The organism is Pseudomonas sp. ML96 (assembly GCF_000761545.1).
GTDB lineage: Bacteria > Pseudomonadota > Gammaproteobacteria > Pseudomonadales > Pseudomonadaceae > Aquipseudomonas.
The window spans coordinates 323,250-343,461 of the sequence record NZ_JPMY01000002.1 but is presented as its reverse complement, the minus strand read 5'-3'; the positions used below and the strand labels follow the sequence as shown (position 1 = coordinate 343,461).

18 protein-coding genes and 3 tRNA genes are annotated in these 20,212 nt (G+C 64.3%); 7 read left to right on the top strand and 14 right to left on the bottom strand.

The window, feature by feature from the left end; all coding sequences use genetic code 11:
- Positions 1-239: 239 nt before the first annotated feature.
- The gene (locus tag IP89_RS01825) at positions 240-2,543 is read left to right on the top strand and encodes a PqiB family protein (RefSeq protein WP_043307195.1); all 2,304 of its coding nucleotides are present in this window, start codon (positions 240-242) and stop codon (positions 2,541-2,543) included.
- 77 nt (positions 2,544-2,620) lie between these two features.
- Complete coding sequence (locus IP89_RS01820) at positions 2,621-2,929, top strand: PepSY domain-containing protein (RefSeq protein ID WP_043307194.1); 309 nt, start codon at positions 2,621-2,623, stop codon at positions 2,927-2,929.
- A 55-nt stretch (positions 2,930-2,984) separates the two neighbouring features.
- Here the strand turns inward: IP89_RS01820 and mksF are convergent, their stop codons facing one another.
- The 3 genes from mksF to mksB are packed head-to-tail and all read right to left on the bottom strand — an operon-like array spanning position 2,985 to position 7,755.
- Positions 2,985-5,804 carry an Mks condensin complex protein MksF gene (gene mksF / locus IP89_RS01815; protein ID WP_043307193.1) on the bottom strand — a complete coding sequence of 940 codons (2,820 nt, stop codon included), beginning with the start codon at positions 5,802-5,804 and terminating at the stop codon, positions 2,985-2,987.
- Positions 5,801-6,511 carry an Mks condensin complex protein MksE gene (gene mksE / locus IP89_RS01810; protein ID WP_043307192.1) on the bottom strand — a complete coding sequence of 237 codons (711 nt, stop codon included), beginning with the start codon at positions 6,509-6,511 and terminating at the stop codon, positions 5,801-5,803. The genes mksF and mksE overlap by 4 nt, the downstream gene beginning before the upstream one ends.
- Complete coding sequence (gene mksB / locus IP89_RS01805) at positions 6,508-7,755, bottom strand: Mks condensin complex protein MksB (RefSeq protein ID WP_043307190.1); 1,248 nt, start codon at positions 7,753-7,755, stop codon at positions 6,508-6,510. Before mksB ends, mksE begins: the two co-directional genes overlap by 4 nt.
- Before the next feature lie 224 nt (positions 7,756-7,979).
- On the opposite strand from mksB, the gene IP89_RS01800 reads away from it, so the two are divergent.
- From IP89_RS01800 to IP89_RS01780, 5 genes are all read left to right on the top strand, one after another.
- Positions 7,980-9,077, top strand: a complete 1,098-nt coding sequence (locus tag IP89_RS01800; protein WP_043307188.1) for a carboxynorspermidine decarboxylase — start codon at positions 7,980-7,982, stop codon at positions 9,075-9,077.
- Between the two features lie 30 nt (positions 9,078-9,107).
- Positions 9,108-10,352, top strand: a complete 1,245-nt coding sequence (locus IP89_RS01795) for a saccharopine dehydrogenase family protein (protein ID WP_043307186.1) — start codon at positions 9,108-9,110, stop codon at positions 10,350-10,352.
- A 186-nt stretch (positions 10,353-10,538) separates the two neighbouring features.
- Positions 10,539-11,345, top strand: coding sequence for a hypothetical protein (locus IP89_RS01790; RefSeq protein ID WP_043307184.1), 807 nt, complete (start codon positions 10,539-10,541; stop codon positions 11,343-11,345).
- A complete protein-coding gene (gene rimI / locus IP89_RS01785; RefSeq protein WP_043307182.1) occupies positions 11,342-11,794 on the top strand; it encodes a ribosomal protein S18-alanine N-acetyltransferase in 453 nt (150 codons plus the stop codon). Before IP89_RS01790 ends, rimI begins: the two co-directional genes overlap by 4 nt.
- 57 nt (positions 11,795-11,851) lie before the next feature.
- On the top strand, positions 11,852-12,751 hold the full coding sequence (locus IP89_RS01780; RefSeq protein WP_043307180.1) for a DMT family transporter: 900 nt from the start codon (positions 11,852-11,854) through the stop codon (positions 12,749-12,751).
- 4 nt (positions 12,752-12,755) lie between these two features.
- Here the strand turns inward: IP89_RS01780 and IP89_RS01775 are convergent, their stop codons facing one another.
- The 11 genes from IP89_RS01775 to IP89_RS01725 all read right to left on the bottom strand — a co-directional run bounded on the left by IP89_RS01775 (position 12,756) and on the right by IP89_RS01725 (position 20,207).
- A complete protein-coding gene (locus IP89_RS01775) occupies positions 12,756-12,962 on the bottom strand; it encodes a hypothetical protein (RefSeq protein ID WP_043307178.1) in 207 nt (68 codons plus the stop codon).
- Positions 12,963-13,045: 83 nt separating this feature from the next.
- A tRNA-Met gene (locus tag IP89_RS01770) sits at positions 13,046-13,122 on the bottom strand.
- A gap of 134 nt (positions 13,123-13,256) precedes the next feature.
- Positions 13,257-14,357: a redox-regulated ATPase YchF gene (gene ychF / locus IP89_RS01765; RefSeq protein WP_043307176.1), complete on the bottom strand. Its 1,101-nt coding sequence runs from the start codon at positions 14,355-14,357 to the stop codon at positions 13,257-13,259.
- A gap of 36 nt (positions 14,358-14,393) precedes the next feature.
- On the bottom strand, positions 14,394-14,978 hold the full coding sequence (gene pth, locus IP89_RS01760; RefSeq protein WP_043307175.1) for an aminoacyl-tRNA hydrolase: 585 nt from the start codon (positions 14,976-14,978) through the stop codon (positions 14,394-14,396).
- Between the two features lie 36 nt (positions 14,979-15,014).
- Positions 15,015-15,611 carry a 50S ribosomal protein L25/general stress protein Ctc gene (locus tag IP89_RS01755; RefSeq protein WP_043307173.1) on the bottom strand — a complete coding sequence of 199 codons (597 nt, stop codon included), beginning with the start codon at positions 15,609-15,611 and terminating at the stop codon, positions 15,015-15,017.
- Positions 15,612-15,721: 110 nt separating this feature from the next.
- On the bottom strand, positions 15,722-16,663 hold the full coding sequence (locus tag IP89_RS01750) for a ribose-phosphate pyrophosphokinase (protein ID WP_043307172.1): 942 nt from the start codon (positions 16,661-16,663) through the stop codon (positions 15,722-15,724).
- Positions 16,664-16,742: 79 nt separating this feature from the next.
- Positions 16,743-16,817, bottom strand: a tRNA-Gln gene (locus tag IP89_RS01745).
- Between the two features lie 27 nt (positions 16,818-16,844).
- Positions 16,845-16,919 (bottom strand) — tRNA-Gln (locus IP89_RS01740).
- Between the two features lie 16 nt (positions 16,920-16,935).
- On the bottom strand, positions 16,936-17,811 hold the full coding sequence (ispE, locus tag IP89_RS01735; protein WP_043307170.1) for a 4-(cytidine 5'-diphospho)-2-C-methyl-D-erythritol kinase: 876 nt from the start codon (positions 17,809-17,811) through the stop codon (positions 16,936-16,938).
- A 50-nt stretch (positions 17,812-17,861) separates the two neighbouring features.
- Positions 17,862-18,476: a lipoprotein insertase outer membrane protein LolB gene (lolB, locus tag IP89_RS01730; RefSeq protein WP_043307168.1), complete on the bottom strand. Its 615-nt coding sequence runs from the start codon at positions 18,474-18,476 to the stop codon at positions 17,862-17,864.
- 3 nt (positions 18,477-18,479) lie between these two features.
- Entirely contained in the window at positions 18,480-20,207 is a 1,728-nt protein-coding gene (locus IP89_RS01725; RefSeq protein ID WP_043307167.1) for a tetratricopeptide repeat protein, read from the bottom strand.
- Positions 20,208-20,212: the final 5 nt, after the last annotated feature.

Here is a 20,212-nt window from a genome sequence, read left to right as displayed (position 1 = left end):
CCCCATGTGAGAGTAGGTCATCGTCAAGCTCCTATCCCCAAACCCCCATCCGAGCAATCGGATGGGGGTTTGGCTTTTGCGCGTAAGAAAATCCTAAACAGGAAATCACCCGCAGGCGCGGTGCTGTCCTATGCGTTAGGCTTGCGCCTGCTGTTGATAAACTAGCTTGATAGACGGCGTTGTCTTGCGGCCATCGCAAGGGCGCCTGTGGCCTGCTCAGAGGAATGGAGCCTTCCTGCATGACCGAGCTGAATACAGCGAAGACCCGCCGTACTACCAACTGGTCCGCCATCTGGGTGTTGCCGCTGATAGCCCTGCTGATCGGTGGCTGGCTGGCCTACCGGGCCTATAACCAGGCCGGCATCGAGATCGAGATATTCTTCCCCTCGGGCGACGGTATTCAGGTCAGCAAGACCGAGGTCATCTACAAGGGCATGTCGATCGGCAAGGTGGTCGGTATGGAGCTGGATGACAAAGGTGAAAACCGTGGCGTCAGGGTCACGGTCGAGATGGACAAACGGGTAGAGCAGCACCTGCGGTCTAATACCCGTTTCTGGCTGGTGAAGCCCAGCGTCTCGCTGGCTGGTATCACAGGTCTGGAAACCCTGGTCTCGGGCAACTACATCACGGCGAGTCCCGGTGATGGTGAGCCAACCCGCAAGTTCGTTGCCCTGACCGAGCAGCCGCCCATGGCTGACACGGTTCCTGGGCTGCACCTGACGCTGAAAGCCGATCGCCTGGCCTCAATCAATCGTGACAGCCCGGTGTTCTACAAGCAGATTCAGGTCGGACGGGTGAAGAGCTATCGCCTGGCCGAGGATCAAACCACCGTCGAGGTTCAGGTATTCATCCAGCCTGAGTTCGCCAGCCTGGTGCGCAAACATACGCGCTTCTGGAATGCCAGCGGCGTGACCATCAATGCGGGGCTCTCCGGGGTCAAGGTGCGCACCGAGTCGCTCGCCAGCATCGTCGCTGGTGGTATCGCCTTCGCCACTCCCGAACATCGCAAGGACAGCCCGCCTACCGATCCTTCGATTCCTTTCCGTCTGTATGACGACTTCGATGCCGCCCAGGCGGGAATCAAGGTCACTCTGAAGCTGCAGGACTTCGAAGGTATCGAGGCTGGGCGTACGCCGGTGATCTACAAAGGCATCCAGGTCGGCAGCGTGAAGACCATCAAGGTCGATGACGGGCTGATGTCGGCATCGGTCGATCTGACCCTCGACCCCAAGGCCGAGGACTACCTGACCGAGGGAGCCGAGTTCTGGATGGTCAAGCCGTCCATCTCGCTGGCCGGGATCACGGGCCTGGAGGCCCTGGTCAAGGGTAACTACATCGCGATCAAGCCGGGAGAGAAGGGCAAGACGCCGGTGCGTGACTTCACGGCGCGACTCAAGGCGCCGCCGCTGGATATCGATGCTCCGGGCCTGCATCTGGTGCTGTTCGCCGATACCCTGGGCTCGCTGGAGGTCGGTAGCCCGATTCTCTACCGTCAGGTCAAGGTCGGTACCATCCAGAGCTTCCAGTTCTCCCGTGATCGCAAGCGTGTCGTACTGGGCGCGCATATAGAGCCCAGCTATGCCAACCTGGTGAACAGCTCCACGCGCTTCTGGAACTCCAGCGGCATCACCCTGAAAGGCGGTATTTCCTCCGGTATCGAGGTCAAGAGCGAGTCGCTGCAGACCCTGCTGGCTGGTGGCGTGACCTTCGAGACGCCGGACATGAATGCCCCGGTCAATCGCAAGATCCAGCGCTTCAGCCTGCATGCCGACCGTGATGAGGCGATGCAGGAGGGGGTGGCCATCCAGATCAAGGTGCCGAGTGGTGATGGCATCAATCCGGGCACGGCGATTCGCTTCAAGGGTATCGACGTCGGCAAGGTCGAGAGTGTCGAGCTCACCGATGACCTCAAGGCGGTACTGCTCAATGCCCGTATCACCAAGGCCACCGGACGCATCGCCAGCGCGGGTAGCGAGTTCTGGGTGGTCAAGCCGGAGCTGGGCCTGGTGCGTACCGCCAACCTGGATACTCTGGTCAGCGGCCAGTACGTCGAGGTGCTGCCCGCTGCCAAGGCGGGTAAGGCGCAGAGCTATTTCGAGGCGCGTAAACAGGCGCCGACTTCCGAGGTGCGCGAGGGTGGCTTGCGTCTGGTGCTCAGCGCCGCGCGCCGTGGTTCGATCAAGCCTGGCGTGGTGGTCAGCTATCGCGAGATTCCGGTGGGCAAGGTCACCGACTTCGAGCTGGGCCCGACTTCCGATCGCGTGCTGATCCATGTACTGATCGAGCCGCGCTATGCCCCTCTGGTGCGCAGCGGCACGCGCTTCTGGAATGCCAGTGGCATCGGCGTGGACGCCGGACTGTTCAAGGGCGTGAAGGTGCGTACCGAGTCGCTGGAGGCACTGCTTGAAGGCGGTATCGCCTTCGCTACGCCAGACAACGCGGTCATGGGTGGTCCGGCTCAGCCCGGGCAGACCTTCGCCCTGAATGACGAGGTGAATGAAGAGTGGCTGAAGTGGGCGCCGAAGATTCGCCTGGAGAATTAAGCGGATTCAGCTTGGCTTAAGTCGGCTTGGCTATCTTGATTCCCGTCGAAACCAATTACTCCCGACGGAGAAACACTATGAACAAGCTGACTGCCCTTTTCGCCATCACCACCCTCGCCGCCACTGCCGGTATCGCCCAGGCCCGTGACCTCGGCCCGGACGAAGCGCTCAAGCTGCGCGATGCCGGCACCATCCAGAGCTTTGACAAGCTCAATGCCGCCGCCCTGGCCAAGCACCCCGGCGGCCAGGTCACCGAGACCGAGCTGGAAGAGGAATACGGCCGCTACATCTACCAGGTAGAAGTGCGTGACGCCCAGGGCGTGAAGTGGGACCTGGAGCTGGACGCCACCAATGGCCAGATCCTCAAGGATCACCAAGACGACTGATCCATCCCCAAGAAAAAGGGCCGCATGAGCGGCCCTTTTCGTTTACGCGGAGGAATCAGGCCGGCTCGGCCTGTTCCTCGGTCGCCTTGGCGGTTTCGCGACGCTTGATGAACTTCCAGTCGGCTTCGTCGATGTAGATGCCGTTGGGTCCGCTGCCGCCTTCCAGGTCGATGGCCACGTGGGCCGAAACCTGCGGCTTCACCGACGCGAGAATCGGCACGAAGCCCAGCTGCAGGCTGGTCTCGATCAGTGCCTGCTGGTTGCGCTCGTCGATGTCCGCGGCCTCGTCGAGGTAGTAGGGCAGACGTACCTTGCCGGCCTGCTCGCGATCCATCAGGTGCAGCAACAGGTACATGTTGGTCAGCGCCTTGATGGTCATGGTGGTGCCGTTGGAGGCGGCACCATCGATGTCGGTATGCATCACCGGCTGACCGCCGACCTTGGTGATCTCGAAGGCCAGCTCGAACAGGTCCTTGAGGCCCAGCTGGTTGCCGTTGGCGGCCACCAGGCGCGACAGGTAGTCCTTGGCCTCTTCGTTCTTCGCATCCTGCTCGGCGCTCTGCGAGAGATCGAACACCGACAGGGTTTCGCCTTCCTCGTACTGGCCGGCGCTGTGGATGATCTGGTCGATGTGCTTGAGCGCGTCGCGGTTGGGCGCCAGGACGATGCGGAAGCTCTCCAGGTTGGATACCTGGCGCTTGTTGATCTCGCGGTTGAACAGCGCCAGCTGGTGTTCCAGGTTGTCGTAGTCGCTGCGGATATTGCGCAGGGTACGGGCGATATCGGTGACTGCGGCGCGGCGCGCCTTGGCCAGGGTGAGGGCCTCGTCCTGGCGGTGCGCATAGGCGTTGACCAGCAGTTGCAGGCGACGCTCCGGATCGTCCTCGCTGTCGAACTTGGCCACGCCCTTGAGGCGTACCTGGGCGTACAGTGCGTCGATCTGGCCGTCGATGCGCTGCAGCGCCTGCCAGCTGTCCTGATAGTCGTTGAGCAGTGGCAGCAGGTTCTCCAGGCTGTCGTCGACCGGCTCCATGAACGGCGTGCCGAAGGGCAGGTCGGCCGGCAGCAGCTGGCGACGACGCAGGGCGTCCTCCAGGGTGCGCTCCTTGGCTTCCAGATCAGCCAGTTGGCGGCCGACCAGTTGCAGCTTGGCGGACAGCTGCTGCACGCGCTCGGTGAAGGCGTCCGATGCGCGCTTGAGTTCGTCCTGGGCGGCCTCGGCCTCGGCCAGCTGCTCCAGCTTGGTTGGCTCCTCGGCGGCCAGGGTCTGGCTCTTGCGGAAGTCTTCCAGGGCCTTCTGCGCATCCAGCACGGCCTGGTACAGCTGCTCGGCCTGGGCCTTGCTCGCCGCACGGTCGTTGGCTACCGCCTGTTGGGTCTTCAGCTGCTTGAGCTCGCGCTCCAGGCGGTCCTTCTGATCGCGCAGGGCCGCGCGGTCGGCCAGGGCCTGCAGGGCTGGCGGCTCGATGTGCGAGAGGTCGATGGACAGGCCCGGCACGGCGAAGGTGTCGCCCTTGAAGCGATCCAGTACTGCCTCGACCGCCTTGACCCAGTCCTCGCCCTCGGCCTGGATGCCTTTCTCACCCAGCGGCAGGCTGAACAGCTGGCCATTGAACAGGCGCATCAGGCGATCGACGTCGGCCTGGCTGAACTCCTCGCGCAGGCGCGAGTAGCTGTTGTTGTCGGCGTGGTCGAGCTGCTGCTTGACCGACTTCAGGCGTTTCTCCAGGTCGCGCAGGCGCTCGTCCAGGTCCTCGGCGGAGAACTGCCGCGACTGCGCCAGGGCGCCGGCCAGCTCGTCGTGGGCGTCCTTGGCGGCGAGCAGCTGCTCTTCCAGCACCTTGGCGCTGTCGACCAGGGCGAAGCGGTTCTTCAGCACGGACAGCTCACCCAGCCAGCGCTGGATCTCGCTGATCTCGCGCTCCAGGCGCATCAGTTCGGCGGTGCCGCCGCGCTGCTCGTTCTGCAGGCCGTCCTGCTCGCGGCGGTAGTGCTCGGCCTGGATCACCAGCTCTTCCTTGCGCGCGCCGGAGTAGTCCTGCCAGGCGCCGAGCAGGTTATCCAGCAGCGGCGACAGGCGATGCAGCTTGCCGCGCAGTAGTTCGCGCTGGGCCACGCCGCCGGACAGGGCCTCGACCAAGGGACCTGCGGCGACCAGCGCCTGGTAGTCCTGCTCCATGCGGCGCACGTCGCGGAACGCCTCTTCGGTGGCGGCGATGTAGTCGACGCTGCCCGAACGCAGGCTGTGCTCGAAGGCATCAAGGAACAGCTGCTTCAATTTCGCGGCGGTAATCTCGCGCATGTGCAGCAGGTTGATGAACAGCGCGCGGAAGGTCTTCAGACTCTGCTCGCTGGTGGAGCGCAGCGGGATCAGGGTCAGGTCCAGCGGGATGCTGGTGTGGCCGCCAACCAGTAGGCGGCGCAGTTCCTCGGGTTTCAGCTCGTAGGCGACGATGCCGGCCTGACCGAGGTTCTTGAACAGCTCGCGCTGGCGCAGGCAGGTGCCGTCCTGCTGGTAGTGGGCCAGGTCCAGCTCGCCCTGGTAGGCGAAGAACTGGTGGCCGAAGCCGCCGCCCGGGCCGCGGCCGGCCACGCCGATCACATGCGGGCCGTGGGGCAGGGCGACCTCGACCAGGATGTAGCTGGTGTCGCTGGCGAAGTAGAACTTGCGCGACTGCTCCAGGCTGTACTTGCCGAAGCTCATGTCCGACATGCGCGCGAGGATCGGGAACTGCAGCGCGTTGATCGACGCCGACTTACCCAGGTTGTTGGCGCCGTAGACCGACAGCGGGTTCTCCAGCGGGAAGATGCCGAGGCTGTAGCCGGCGGTGTTCAGCAGGGCGAAGCGGCGGATGCCGTAGCGTTCCTGGCTCATGCGTCGATCTCCTGGGCGTCACGTTCCTCGGCCATGGCGCGGGCCAGGGCCTCTTCCTCGGATTCTTCCGATTCCTCGGTGGCTGCGGGCAGCGGCTCGATGCGCACGATGTCTTCTTCGGCGTCGTCGATCACCAGCTCCGGTGTCGGCAGCGGCAGGTTGCTGTGCAGGCTGGCCGCCAGGTCGCGGTCCTGCTGCACCGACAGGCACACGTCGAGGAAACGGTGCATCGGCGCGAGGAAACGGTACACGCCGTTCTCCTCGCTGGCGAAGCCGAGCTGGGTCATGCGGCGCATGATCTTCTCTTCCAGCTCGTCCTGGGTGGTGACCTCGGCCTGCAGGAACAGGTCCTTGTACTTCTCCAGTAGCGGCGGCAGTTCGTCGCGCCCGAGGCTGCCGCCGTCGAGCACGGCCAGCGGGTCACGGCCCTGGTCGGCCAGGTGCTCGACCAGGATGAAGGTGAACAGCGCCAGGCGCTGGGCGGTCTTGTTGACCTGGGCGCCCATCTGCTCCGGTACGAAGTAGTAGAAGCCGCGGCTGTCGCAGACCAGCTCGTAACCCAGCGACTTGAACAGCGCGCGGTAGGCGTCCTGCTGGTTGGAGAGCTGGGTGTACAGCTCGGGAGCGGCGCGACTGATGTGGTAGCCCTTGAACAGCTCGCGGAAGATCGGCGCGAGCTGGGTGAGTTCTTTCAGATCGATATTCATGCGGAGGTCCCGGCCGGCTTGATCAGGGCATAGGAGCTCAGGCTGACCTGATGCTCGCGGGTGAGGTAGTCGCGGCGCTCGAGGCGTTCGCGCTGGAAGCGGCCGTCACGCGACAGCCGCGAGAACCAGTAGAGGAGCTCGTCGGTGGCGCCTTCCGGCTCCTGCTCCAGCAGCCAGACCATCAGGTCCGGCAGCGGCAGGGCCTGCTCGCAGCGCTCGATCATCTCGCGGGCGGTGCGTGGCGCCTTGGGCGGTGCGCCCTTGCGCGAGCCACTGGCGCGTGGGAACTGGTTGGGCTTGGGCTGGAAGCGGGCCAGGGCGTAGACGTAGCTTTCGACCTGGCTGGCGGTGCCGAGGAAGGTGCTTTGCGGCCGGGTGAACAGCGGCATCGAGGCCTGCGGCAGGGCGTCCAGGCCCTTCTTGCGGATCACCGACAGGGCCAGCGCGGCGCCACGGGTCACGGCGTTGTGCCGGCGCGCTTCCTCGCGCAGCGGCAGCAGCAGCTCGCGGGCCTTGCGCAGGGTCAGCTGGGCGACGGTCTGCATCTCCAGGATGCGTGCATGGGTGCGCAGCAGCAGGTCGTCGTCGACCAACTGGCCGAGGCGTTGCTGCTCGCCGAGCAGGCGCAGCAGCACCTGTTCGACGCGGCGCACGCCCTGCTCGAAGGCGCCGTCGGCGGAGACCAGCTGGATCATTGGCTCGACATATTCGTCCCAGGTCGCCAGCACTTCGGCGTAGCGCTGGCGCAGCGGAATCTGCCGGTCGCTGGTCTTGGCCCGCTCGGCGACGCCGACCAGCGCCTGCTCGTCGTTGGCCAGCTTCTTCAGGACGTCGCGCACACGCATGTCGAGCAGGCGCAGCTGGCGTGCCAGGTCGTTGCCGTCGCGCACTTCGAAAGCGTCCTGGATATAGCCGGCTAGGCGCTCCAGATGGCGCAGGTAGGCCTCGATCTCCAGACACAAACCCAAACGGTGTTCACGCCGCAGGTAGGCGAGGAAGTCGTGGATCTGCGCGTTCAGCTCGAAGCGGTTGGGGCTCTTGGCCACCGGCACCAGGATGTCCAGGCGGATCCACTGGTCGAGCAGGGCGGTGATGTCGGCGGGGCTGCCCTCGGGCAGCTGCGTGCCGAGCTGGTTGCGCAGCTCGACCAGGCTCAGGGTGCCGGTATCGAAGCGCTCGCACAGCGGTTCGAGCAGCGTCCAGTGCTCGGCGAGGGCGCGCAGTACGCGCTTGGGATCGATCATCGCGGGCCCGGTTATCCATTGATTGAAAGCGGCGGATTGTAGCGTATCGAGTCTCCGGCGATACCCGCGTCCGTCATGTCGTCGTCACGCCCTGTCGGCATGCTCGAATGCGTCGCCATTGATCGAAATTCAGCCATCGCTCTTTCGATATGCGCCGGTTGTCGGCACAATTCGCGTCCATTTTTTCGGGGGGCCTCCGTCCCTCCATCGACCGGGGCTACGAGATGATCAATACGCCGTACTACCTCATCGACAAGCAGAAGCTGATGGCCAACCTGGAGAAGATCGCCTACGTGCGCGAACACTCCGGCGCCAAGGCTCTGCTGGCGCTCAAGTGCTTCGCCACCTGGTCGGTGTTCGACCTGATGCAGCAGTACATGGACGGCACCACGTCCTCTTCCTTATATGAGCTCAAGCTCGGCCGCCAGAAGTTCGCCGGCGAGACCCATGCCTACAGCGTGGGCTGGGCCGATGACGAAATCGAAGAGATGGTCGCCAACTGCGACAAGATCATCTTCAACTCGATCAGCCAGCTGGAGCGTTTCGAGACTGCCACCGAGGGCACCATCCGCGGCCTGCGCGTCAATCCGCAGGTGAGCAGCTCCGACTACCTGTTGGCGGACCCAGCGCGGCCGTTCAGCCGCCTGGGCGAGTGGGACGCCGAGAAGATCGCCCCGGTGATGGGCAAGATCAGCGGCTTCATGTTCCACAACAACTGCGAGAACGGCAGCTTCGAGCTGTTCGACAAGATGCTGACCACCATCGAGGAGCGCTTCGGCCACCTGATTGCCCAGGTCGAGTGGGTCAGCCTCGGCGGCGGTATCCACTTCACCGGCGAAGGCTATCCGCTGGACGCCTTCTGCGCGCGGCTCAAGGCCTTCTCCGACAAGTACGGCGTGCAGGTCTACCTGGAGCCGGGCGAAGCGGCGATCACCATGAGTGCGTCGCTCGAAGTCACCGTGCTCGACACCCTGTACAACGGCAAGAACCTCGCGGTGGTCGACAGCTCGATCGAGGCGCACATGCTCGATCTGCTGATCTACCGCCTCAACGCCAAGATGGCGCCCAACGACGGCGAGCACACCTGGATGGTGTGCGGTAAGTCCTGTCTGGCCGGCGACATCTTCGGCGAATACCAATTCGATCGTCCGCTGGCCATCGGCGATCGTCTGTCGTTCATCGATGCGGCGGGTTACACCATGGTCAAGAAGAACTGGTTCAACGGCCTGAAAATGCCGGCCATTGTGGTGAAACAGCTCGACGGCAGCGTCGAGGTGGTTCGCGAATTTACCTTTGACGATTACCTCTCCAGCCTCTCCTGAGGCTGGTCCGGGTAAAGGAGAGATAACGAATTGAAGAAGAACGTTCTTATCATTGGTGCAGGAGGTGTTGCCAAGGTGGTGGCCCATAAGTGCGCGCAACACAATGACGAGTTAGGTCGCATTGCTATTGCGTCGCGCAACATCTCCAAATGCCAGGCCATCATCGACAGCGTGCAGGCTAAAGACAGCCTGAAGCAGCCCGCGGATATCCGCGCCTACGCGCTGAATGCCCTGGACGTGGAAGCGACCAAGGCACTGATCCGCGAAACCGAATCGCAGATCGTCATCAACGTCGGCTCCGCCTTCCTCAACATGTCCGTGTTGCGTGCCTGCATCGACACCGGTGTCGCCTACCTGGACACCGCGATCCACGAGGATCCGAGCAAAATCTGCGAAACCCCGCCGTGGTATGGCAACTACGAGTGGAAGCACCTGGACGAGTGCCAGGAGAAGGGCATCACCGCGATTCTCGGCGTCGGCTTCGACCCGGGCGTGGTCAACGCCTACGCCGCACTGGCGCAACAGCAGTACTTCGACAAGATCGAGTCGATCGACATCCTCGACGTCAACGCCGGTTCCCACGGCAAGTACTTCGCCACCAATTTCGACCCGGAAATCAACTTCCGCGAATTCACCGGTCAGGTCTGGAGCTGGCAGAACAGCCAGTGGACCAGCAACAGCATGTTCGAAGTCAAACGCACCGACGATCTGCCGGTGGTTGGCGTGCAGAACCTGTACCTGACCGGCCACGATGAAGTGCACTCGCTGTCCAAGCATCTGAACGTGCCGAACGTGCGCTTCTGGATGAGCTTTGGCGACCACTACATCAACGTCTTCACCGTGCTGAAGAACCTCGGCCTGCTCTCCGAGCAGCCGGTCACCACCGCCGAAGGGCAACAGGTGATCCCGCTCAAGCTGGTCAAGGCCGTACTGCCGGATCCTTCCTCGCTGGCACCGGGCTACAGCGGCAAGACCTGCATCGGCGACCTGGTCAAAGGCAGCAAGGATGGTGAGCCGCGCGAGCTGTTCATCTACAACGTGGCCGACCACGCCGAAGCCTTCGCCGAGACCGACAGCCAGGGCATCTCCTACACCGCCGGCGTACCGCCGGTCGCCGCCGCCCTGCTGGTTGCGCGTGGCGAGTGGGATGCACTGCGCATGGTCAACGTCGAGGAACTGCCGGCTGAGCCGTTTCTCAAGCTCCTCGATGGGATGGGCCTGCCCACCCGCATCAAGGACGAGCACGGCGACCGTCCCTGGGATCAGGCTCTCTGATCCCCCTCACAAGGCCCGCCAATCGGCGGGCCTTGTGCATTCTGGATATCCATTCTCGCGGCCGGCTTTACGCAGGGCGGCTTTCCGCTTGCGGCGTTTCACGCGACAATGCCCGGCCATGCGTTCCCGTGAAAGGCCAGCGCCCTTGAGCCGCATCCACTCCATCGATTTCCCGCAGGTGCGTTCGTGATCGCCGAATTGCGTCGCCGCGCCTATCTGAGTGCCATGCAGGTGGCCAGCTGGCTGCCGCGCGTGGAGCTGCCATTCGCCGCGCCCTCGCGTCCCGAGCTGCTGCAGCCGCAGGCGGAACCTGAGGCCGAGCCGCAGAGCGCGGCTGTCGAGGTCGCAGCGGCTGCGCCTGTCGTGGCGCCGGAGCCGGTGCCGCAAGCTGTGGCTCGGCCGGCTATCGAAGTGCCGCGCCCCAGCGCTGCTTCCAAGGTCTTCGCCAAGCCCGAGACCAAGGCCGAGCCGGAAGAGGCGCCGGTGGTGGAGGCCAAGCCGGTCACGCCGCCACCGCGCTTCGCCCTGCAACTGCTACGCGCCGGCGATTGCGCCTTGCTGGTCGAGCTGGCCACCGGCGAGCCGTTCCAGAGTCGCGATCCTTCCTACCTGCTGCTCAAGGACCTGCTACGTGCAGCCGGCCTGCCGGATGCGCCGCAACAGGTCGGTGATGGTTCACCGATCCGCTGGCCGCTGCTCACCCGCGGCAACATGGATCAGGGCCCTGACGCCGCTCGCGACTATGTGCAGGGCGTGCTGGCCGGTCAGCTGGAGGCCGAGCCCTGCCGCTGCCTGTGGCTGGTCGGCCTGCCAGCGGTGCGTTTCGCCGGCGAGGCGGACGAGGATGCCTATAACCGCGAGCTGCAGGTCGAGGGGCTGGGCGCTGCCTGGGCGCTGCCGAGCCTGGAGCTGCTGATGGACGAGCCGCAGCGCAAGGCCGAACTGTGGCGCGCCATGCGCCGCATCATGCCGCGCTGGAAGGCGAGCGCATGAGCGACTCCATCAGCTTCCGCCCGATGACCGAGGCGGATCTCGACCGCGTGGTGCAGATCGAGAGCGCCGCGTTCAGCCATCCGTGGAACCGCAACCTGTTCGCCGACGGCCTCAAGTCCTACGACTGCTGGCTGATGTTCGATGGCGAGGAACAGATCGGCCACGGCATCATCCAGGTGATCCTCGACGAGGCGCACCTGCTCAACATCACCGTGCGCCCGCAGAGCCAGGGCAAGGGCCTGGGCCTCAAGCTGCTGGAGCACCTGATGGCGCGCGCCATGCAGCTCAAGGCGGGCGAGTGCTTCCTCGAGGTGCGTGCCAGCAACCAGGGCGCCTACCGCCTGTACGAGCGCTACGGCTTCAACGAGATCGGCCGGCGCCGCGACTACTATCCGGCCCCTGGCGGGCGCGAAGATGCGCTGGTGATGGCTTGCACCCTCATCGAATGAGCCATCGCTTCTGCGAGATCTATGCTTGAGCGCCATCCATCTTCAAAGGCCGTGCGGATGAGTCGTGCGGCGTTGCTGGCCTGGGCCGGGCTGGCTCTGGCCAGCCTGTTCTGGGCCGGTAACTCGCTGGTGGCGCGGGCCTTCACCGGAGCCATCCCGCCGATCTCGCTGGCCTTCTGGCGCTGGGCGACGGCCCTGATGATTCTGCTGCCCCTGGTCGGGCCCTCGCTCTGGCAGCACCGGCAGACCCTGCGTCGCGCCGGCTGGCGCCTCTGGGTACTCGCGGGACTGGCCATCGCCAGTTACAACTACCTGCTCTACACCGCTGCGCTGAGTACCGCGGCGATCAACCTCAGCCTGGTCAGCACCTGCCTGCCGCTGGCTACCTTCATTGGTGCGGGGCTGCTGTTGGGCGAGTGGCCGGCGCGGCGCGCCTGGCTCGGTCTGCTGCTGGCGCTGTGCGGACTGCTGTGGCTGATCGCTCAGGGCGATTGGCGGGCGCTGGCCAGCCTGTCGTTTGCCCAGGGCGACCTGCTGATGGTCGTGGCAACTCTCGACTGGGCGTTGTACTCGCTGCTGCTGCGCCGCTGGAGTGCGCACTTCCAGCTACCGCCCTTCACCTTGCTCGGCGCCCTGGTGCTACTGGGGCTGCTGATGCTCTCGCCGCTCTATGCCTGGGAGCTATGGCAGGGCGCGCGCTTCGAACTCAGCCTGCCCAACCTGGCAGCTATCGGCTACACCGCACTATTCGCCTCGGTGGTGGCCTACCAGCTATGGAACATCGGCCTGCGCGAACTAGGCCCCGCGCGCACGGCGATGAGCAACTACCTGATGCCGGTGTTCACCGCGATTCTCGGCTGGCTGCTGCTGGGCGAGGGGTTGCAGGAGCATCACTGGGTGGGCGGGGCGCTGATCGTCAGCGGCCTGGTGCTGGCTGCCCGCGCGCAGAAGTCCTAGCCCCTCATGGCGTGGTGATCTGCAGTCCGCTCAGCGCCAGCTTGGCAAATGCCCACCAGCCGACTGCAGCCAACAGACCGAGCGCCAGATAGCCAGTCACGATACCTAGGGCAATCTGCTTCCACAGACCGGAGTAGTGATGGCTGGAGGAGTTTGCGCGCTGCAGCGGCGCATCGCGCTCGGCGCGAATGCTTTCGAAATCGTCTCTCATGGCGGCTCCTAATGAGTGCTTGGAACTGTTTTGGATGCCCAGAAACGACAAAGGGCTAGCTTTCGCTAACCCTTTGTTTTGTATGGTGGCTACACCGGGACTTGAACCTGGGACATCAGCATTATGAATGCTGCGCTCTAACCGACTGAGCTATGTAGCCGAGTGGCGCGCATTATTCTCTTGTCGGTCTGGGCTGTCAACCCCGTCTGGCGGATAAATTGATTCTTTATCAAGCGCTTAGGCGAGACCGAGGGAGAAAGACAAAGCCCCGCGATTGCGGGGCTCTGGTGGGGCTTAGACGTTGAAGCGGAAGTGCATCACGTCGCCATCCTTGACGATGTATTCCTTGCCTTCCAGGCGCCATTTACCGGCTTCCTTGGCGCCGCTTTCGCCCTTGAAGGCGATGAAGTCGTCGTAGGCCACCACTTCGGCGCGGATGAAGCCTTTCTCGAAGTCGGTGTGGATCACTGCAGCGGCTTGCGGGGCGGTGGCGCCGATGCGTACGGTCCAGGCGCGGACTTCCTTCACGCCAGCGGTGAAGTAGGTCTGCAGGTTGAGCAGGTCGTAGCCGGCGCGGATCACGCGGTTGAGGCCCGGCTCTTCCATGCCCATGGACTCGAGGAACATCTGCTTCTCTTCGTCTTCGTCCAGTTCGGCGATTTCGGCCTCGATCTTGTTGCACACTGGTACCACGACGGCGCCTTCCTCTTCGGCGATGGCGCGGACCACATCGAGGTGCGGGTTGTTGTCGAAGCCATCTTCGGCGACGTTGGCGATGTACATCACCGGCTTGCTGGTGAGCAGGTGGAAGCCGCGGATGACCAGCTTCTCGTCGGTGCTCATGTTCTTCATCAGGCTGCGTGCGGGCTTGCCTTCGGTGAAGTGGGGAATGAGTTTCTCGAGGATGGCCTTCTGCGCCAGGGCTTCCTTGTCACCGCCCTTGGCGTTGCGGGTGACCTTCTGCAGTTGTTTCTCGCAACTGTCGAGGTCGGCGAAGATCAGTTCGAGGTCGATGATCTCGATATCGCGCTTAGGGTCGACGCTGTTGGCGACGTGGATGACGTTCTCGTCTTCGAAGCAGCGCACCACGTGGGCGATGGCGTCGGTCTCGCGGATGTTGGCGAGGAACTTGTTGCCCAGGCCTTCACCCTTGGAGGCGCCCGCTACCAGGCCGGCGATGTCGACGAACTCCATGGTGGTGGGGATCACGCGCTCGGGTTTGACGATGGCGGCCAGGGCGTCGAGGCGGCTGTCCGGCATCGGCACGATGCCGCTGTTCGGCTCGATGGTGCAGAAGGGGAAGTTCTCCGCGGCGATGCCGGATTTGGTGAGGGCGTTGAACAGGGTGGACTTGCCGACGTTGGGTAGGCCGACGATGCCGCAGTTGAATCCCATGGTGTATCCCTCGCGGAGATGAAGTCGTGAAAAGGGTTAGGCTTTCTGGCTGTGCAGCTTCTGCATGGCCTTGGTCCAGTCGCCGGCGAGCATTTCGGGCAGCACGCCGAGGGCGTTGTCGATGCTCTTGTCCAACAGCTCCTGCTCGCTGCGCGGGGCGCGGCCGAGGACGAAGCCGGAGACCAGGCTGGCGTGGCCAGGATGGCCGATGCCGAGGCGCAGGCGGTGGAAGCCGTTCTGATTGCCGCACTGGGCGATGATGTCGCGCAGGCCGTTGTGGCCGCCGTGGCCGCCGCCAGTCTTGAGCTTGGCGACGCCGGGAGGCATGTCGAGTTCGTCGTGAGCCACCAGCATGGCGTCTACCGGCACGCGGAAGAAATTCGCCAGCGCCGCCACGGCCTGGCCGCTGCGGTTCATGAAGGTGGTGGGGATGAGCAGACGAACGTCGCGGCCCTGATGGCTGAATTTACCCACCAGGCCGAAATACTTTTTGTCGAGGGCGAGGCTGACGCGTTGGCTGTCGGCCAGGCGCTCAACGAAAAGGGCCCCTGCGTTATGCCGGGTCTGGTCGTATTCGGGGCCTGGATTACCCAGGCCGACGATCAGTTGAATGGCAGTCACGTCAGGGGCCCTTTTACCGGAAGGGGCGGGCGAGTATTACTCGGCGCCTTCTTCCTTCACGCGGGAAGCGTGGATGTTGGCAACTGCCAGGTCGTTGCCGTGGGCCAGGGCCACCAGCTCGACGCCTTTCGGCAGTTTGATGTCGGACAGGTGAACGATCTGACCGACTTCCACTTTAGCCAGGTCGACTTCGATGAATTCCGGCAGGTCTTGCGGCTGGCAGGAAACTTCGACTTCGGAGATGGTGTGGGACACTTCGCCGCCTTGCTGCTTCACGCCAACGGAGCTGGCTTCGTTGATGAAGTGCAGGGGAACGTGAGCGCTCAGCTTCTGGCCGGCAACGACGCGAACGAAGTCAGCGTGCATCACGTAGCCTTTGGCCGGGTGACGTTGCAGGGCTTTGATCACGACGTTCTCGGTAGCGCCGGCAACGCTCAGGGCCAGAACGTGGCTGAAGGCAGCCTCGTTTTCCAGCAGCTTGGCCAGCTCTTTGGCAACCAGGCTGATGGATTGAGCTGGCTTCTCGCCACCGTAGATCACGGCAGGAACCAGGCTTTCGTTACGACGCAGGCGGCGGCTCGCACCTTTCCCCAGGTCGGAACGCACTTCGGCATTCAGGGCAAAATCAGTCATTACATTTCTCCAAAATAACCAAACCGTCCGAAGCGCTTGCGACCAGCGTGTGGACGGTTGGGCAAAAAGCCCCGCACGCGGCGGGGCACTTGTCGTCAGGGAGATTCCGCTTAGCGGAACATCGCGCTGATCGATTCTTCGTTGCTGATGCGGCGAACCGCTTCGGCGATAACCGGGGCCATGTCCAGCTGACGAATGCGGGAGCAGGCCTGGGCGGCGGCGGACAGCGGGATGGTGTTGGTCACCACCAGTGCGTCCAGCACGGAATTTTCCAGGTTCTCGATGGCGCGGCCCGACAGCACCGGGTGGGTGGCGTAGGCGTAGACCTTCGAGGCGCCGTGCTCTTTCAGTGCCTTGGCGGCGTGGCAGAGGGTGCCGGCAGTATCGACCATGTCGTCGACCAGCACGCAGGTGCGGCCTTCGACATCGCCAATGATGTGCATGACTTCGGAAACGTTGGCCTTCTCACGACGCTTGTCGATGATTGCCAGGTCAACGCCCAGGCTCTTGGCCACGGCGCGGGCGCGAACCACGCCACCGATGTCCGGAGAGACGATCATCAGGTTCTCGAAGCGCTGATCCTGGATGTCATCGGTCAGTACCGGCGAGCCGTAGATGTTGTCCACCGGGACATCGAAGAAGCCCTGGATCTGGTCGGCGTGCAGGTCGACGGTGAGAACACGGTCGATGCCGACCACGGTCAGCATGTCGGCCACTACCTTGGCGCTGATCGCCACGCGAGCGGAGCGCGGACGGCGATCCTGGCGGGCATAGCCGAAGTAGGGGATGACGGCGGTGATACGAGTGGCCGAGGAGCGGCGGAAGGCATCAGCCATCACCACCAGTTCCATCAGGTTGTCGTTGGTCGGCGCGCAGGTCGGCTGGATGATGAAGACATCCTTGCCGCGTACGTTCTCGTTGATCTCGGCGCTGATTTCGCCGTCGGAGAACTTGCCTACGGAAGCATCGCCCAGAGGGATATGCAGCTGACGCACGATGCGACGAGCCAGATCGGGGTTGGAGTTCCCCGTGAAGACCATCATCTTGGACACGCGCAGTACCTGCCTGGTGTGGTTCCGATGAACAAAAAGCTGTTCAGAAAGCGGGCTTCCTGAACAGCTCTCGAGTGTATGGCAGGGGCGGCTGGATTCGAACCAACGCATGGCAGGATCAAAACCTGCTGCCTTACCGCTTGGCGACGCCCCTAAGTATTAGTCGAATGCTGGGAGATTATGGCAGGGGCGGCTGGATTCGAACCAACGCATGGCAGGATCAAAACCTGCTGCCTTACCGCTTGGCGACGCCCCTGTATCTGGTCCCGCATTCACTTCCGAGTTGCCGTTTCTAGCTTGCGGTGCAAAGGAGACCTGTTGCAGCCGCGAGCGATGAAGCTCGGCAGGGTGGCCGGAAGTTGGCGCGAGACTTTATCAGCATCGGCCTGGTTTGGGAAGCTCCCAAACACACAAGCTCCGGTTCCGGTCATCTTTGCTGCAACAAATTTGTTGAGCGTTATCAGAGCGTTACGCACTTCGGGGTAGCGCTTCTCGACAACCGGTTGGCAGTCATTACGACCGCCCCCCTCGGGAAGGCTGCGAACTGTAATGGCGGGGGTATCACGTGTCAACTCGGGGTCGGCAAAAACTTCTGCGGTGCTGATGCTGACTTGCGGGATCACCACCAGAAACCAGGGCTCGGCAAGCTCCACCGGCTGCAGTTGCTCGCCCACGCCCTCGGCGAAGGCGGCGCGACCACGGACGAACACCGGTACATCGGCGCCCAGCGCCAGGCCTAGTGCGGCCAGGCGTTCTTCACCCAGATTGGTTTGCCAGAGGTGATCCAAACCGACCAGGGTAGTCGCCGCATCCGAGCTGCCGCCGCCGATGCCGCCGCCCATGGGCAGGCGCTTGTCCAGCCAGATATCGGCACCGAGGCTGGTGCCCGACTCCTGCTGCAGGCGGCGCGCGGCACGCACGATCAGATTGCTGTCGTGGGGGACGCCGGCTACCTCGGTGTGCAGGCGAATCTCGCCGTCCTGGCGTAGGGCGAAGCCCAGCTCGTCGCCGTGGTCGAGGAACTGGAACAGGGTCTGCAACTGGTGATAGCCGTCGGCACGGCGGCCGAGGATATGCAGCATCAGGTTGAGCTTGGCCGGGGCGGGCAGCACCAGTTCGGCGCTGGCGGGAATCGAGGTGGCGGTCATGGCGAGCGTCTTGCCGGCGACGCCTGCAGCGCCGCCTCGAGGAAGTGGGATTACTGGCCGAGCTGGCGTGGCTGCCAGTCCTTGATCACCAGGGTGATGTCGAGGTCGGTGCCGTGCAGCTTGATGCGCTCGGGCAGGCGGTAGCCGTTCTGCTCGACATAACTCAGGTACTGCAGCTGCCAGCCGTCCTGCTCCAGGCGCGCCAGGTGGCTGTCGCTATCCAGGGTGACGCGGCTCTTGCTGTCGGGAGCGGGAAGGCCGCGTACCCACCAGAACAGGTGCGAGACCGGCAGGCGCCAGCCCAGTTGCTCTTCGAGCAGGGCCTCGGGCGACTCGGCCTGGTAGCGGCCCTGGTTGGCCACTTCCAGCAGCACGTCGCCCTCGCGCCCGGTCAGGCGCGCGGCGCCACGGCCGAGCGGGCCGGACAGGCGGATGTCGTAGTAGCCCTGGCGCTGCAGCCAGAACAGGGTGCCGCTGCCGGAGTCCTTGGGCGCGCGGATGCCGACCTTGCCGCTGATCTGCCAGCCGTCCAGGGCGCTGACCTTGGCCTTGTGCGCCTGCCATTGCTGCGCATCGCCCTGGCCTTCGACGGCTTCACGGCTGCTGAGGCCGGCGCAGCCGGCGAGAAGGGCGACAAGGCTGAAAACGATAGCGTGGCGAAACATGGGTCAGAGCTTCTCGGAACCGGTCAGGCGCTGCAGGGTGGAGCGCAGGATGGGGCTGTCGGGGGCGGCTTCGAGCGCGCCGGCCCAGACCTTGCGCGCTTCGCGCTGCTTGCCTTGGGCCCACAGCACTTCGCCCAGGTGGGCGGCGACCTCGTGGTCGGGATACTTGGCCAGGGCCGCGCGCAGATAGCGCTCTGCATCCTCCAGGTTGCCCAGGCGGTAGTTGACCCAGCCCAGGCTGTCGAGGGTGGCGGCGTCGTCCGGGTTGAGCTGGTAGGCGCGCTCGATCAGCGCCTTGGCCTCGTCATAGCGCGTGGTGCGGTCGGCCAGGGTGTAGCCGAGGGCGTTCAGCGCGGTGGCGTTGTCCGGCTCGCGTTCGATGATGGTGCGCAGGTCCTTTTCCAGGCCGGGCAGGTCGTCGCGTTTCTCGGCGAGCATGGCGCGGGTGTAGAGCAGGTTGGTGTCGCCCGGGAACTGTTCGAGCGCCTTGCTGATGACCTGCCAGGCTTCGTCGTGGCGCTGGCGGTTAGCCAGGGCCTCGGACTCGATCAGATACAGCTGGATCGCATAGTCCGGCTGGCTCTCGCGGCTGCGGGCCAGGCGGCTGCCGGCTTCGGCGGCGCGGTCCTGCTCGAAGAGGATCTCGGTCTGGCGCACCTGCGCGGGCAGGAAGTCGTCGCCTGGGCCGACCAGGGCGTATTCGATCAGCGCGCTTTCCTGGTCGCCGCGCTGCTCGTAGATGCGCCCCAGGTTGAAGTGGGCGGCATCGGCGTGGGCGTTGCGCGCCACCAGTTCTTCCAGGTAGACGGAGGCCTCGTCCCAGGCCTGGGCTTCCAGGCACACCAGGGCCAGCGAGTAGCGCAGATCATCGTCCTCGGGGAAGCGCTGGACCAGGCCGGCGAACTCGCTCTTGGCTTCGTCCAGGCGCTTGAGCTCGACCAACTGGCGCGCATAGGCCAGGCGCAGGCGCTTGTCTTCTGGGTGCTTCTCGATGCCTTTTTCCAGCAACGGCAAGGCTTCTTTGCCACGGTTCAGGCCTTGCAGCAGGCGGGCGCGCAACAGCAGCGGCGGAATCTCTTCCTGGCTGGCGTCGTGCGCTTCGAGCAGCTCCAGAGCCTCTTCGGCGCGGCCGTCCTGATGCAGCAGCAGGGCCTTGCCGAACAGCAGCTGGCCGTTCTCCGGGTATTTCTGCAGCAGGCGATCGAAGCTCTGCAGCAGGCCGGAGCGGGTGTCGGGATCGGTCTCGGCGGCAGACAGGGCAAGGAAGTCGAAGTGGGTATCGCCCTGGCCCTGCAGGACCTTCTCCATATATTCCATGGATTCGTCGTAGCGGCCGGCGCGGGCCAGCTGCACGGCGGCGGCGCGCTGGGCGTCGACACTGTCCGGGGCGTTCTTCGACCAGATCAGCGCGGTATCCAGGGCAGCCTGTTCGGCGCCCAGGTACTCGGCGATGCGGAAGGCGCGCTCGGCCACGGCCGGGTCCTGGGTCGCGTTGGCCTGCTGCACGTAGTTGCCGAGGGCGATGTCGAAGCGATTGCGCTGGCCGGCCAGTTCGGCGGCGAGCAGCGAATACAGGGTCTCCTCGCTGAACGAGGCGTACTGCTTGGGTTCGACTGGAGCCTTGCTGGCCGCAGCATCCTCCACCGGCGGGGTGCCGTCCGGCGTGGGTGCCAGGCTCTGGCAGCCGGCGAGCAGGAGGGAGGCGGTCAGCAACGCGAGGGATTTATTCATAAGTA

Excerpts from the sequence above, each read along its gene's own strand:
- IP89_RS01825 (WP_043307195.1), top strand. The coding sequence starts at position 240 with ATGACCGAGCTGAATACAGCGAAGACCCGCCGTACTACCAACTGGTCC.
- IP89_RS01820 (WP_043307194.1), top strand. The coding sequence starts at position 2,621 with ATGAACAAGCTGACTGCCCTTTTCGCCATCACCACCCTCGCCGCCACT.
- mksF (WP_043307193.1), bottom strand. The coding sequence starts at position 5,804 with ATGAGCCAGGAACGCTACGGCATCCGCCGCTTCGCCCTGCTGAACACC.
- mksE (WP_043307192.1), bottom strand. The coding sequence starts at position 6,511 with ATGAATATCGATCTGAAAGAACTCACCCAGCTCGCGCCGATCTTCCGC.
- mksB (WP_043307190.1), bottom strand. The coding sequence starts at position 7,755 with ATGATCGATCCCAAGCGCGTACTGCGCGCCCTCGCCGAGCACTGGACG.
- IP89_RS01800 (WP_043307188.1), top strand. The coding sequence starts at position 7,980 with ATGATCAATACGCCGTACTACCTCATCGACAAGCAGAAGCTGATGGCC.
- rimI (WP_043307182.1), top strand. The coding sequence starts at position 11,342 with ATGAGCGACTCCATCAGCTTCCGCCCGATGACCGAGGCGGATCTCGAC.
- IP89_RS01780 (WP_043307180.1), top strand. The coding sequence starts at position 11,852 with ATGAGTCGTGCGGCGTTGCTGGCCTGGGCCGGGCTGGCTCTGGCCAGC.
- IP89_RS01775 (WP_043307178.1), bottom strand. The coding sequence starts at position 12,962 with ATGAGAGACGATTTCGAAAGCATTCGCGCCGAGCGCGATGCGCCGCTG.
- ychF (WP_043307176.1), bottom strand. The coding sequence starts at position 14,357 with ATGGGATTCAACTGCGGCATCGTCGGCCTACCCAACGTCGGCAAGTCC.
- IP89_RS01755 (WP_043307173.1), bottom strand. The coding sequence starts at position 15,611 with ATGACTGATTTTGCCCTGAATGCCGAAGTGCGTTCCGACCTGGGGAAA.
- ispE (WP_043307170.1), bottom strand. The coding sequence starts at position 17,811 with ATGACCGCCACCTCGATTCCCGCCAGCGCCGAACTGGTGCTGCCCGCC.
- lolB (WP_043307168.1), bottom strand. The coding sequence starts at position 18,476 with ATGTTTCGCCACGCTATCGTTTTCAGCCTTGTCGCCCTTCTCGCCGGC.
- IP89_RS01725 (WP_043307167.1), bottom strand. The coding sequence starts at position 20,207 with ATGAATAAATCCCTCGCGTTGCTGACCGCCTCCCTCCTGCTCGCCGGC.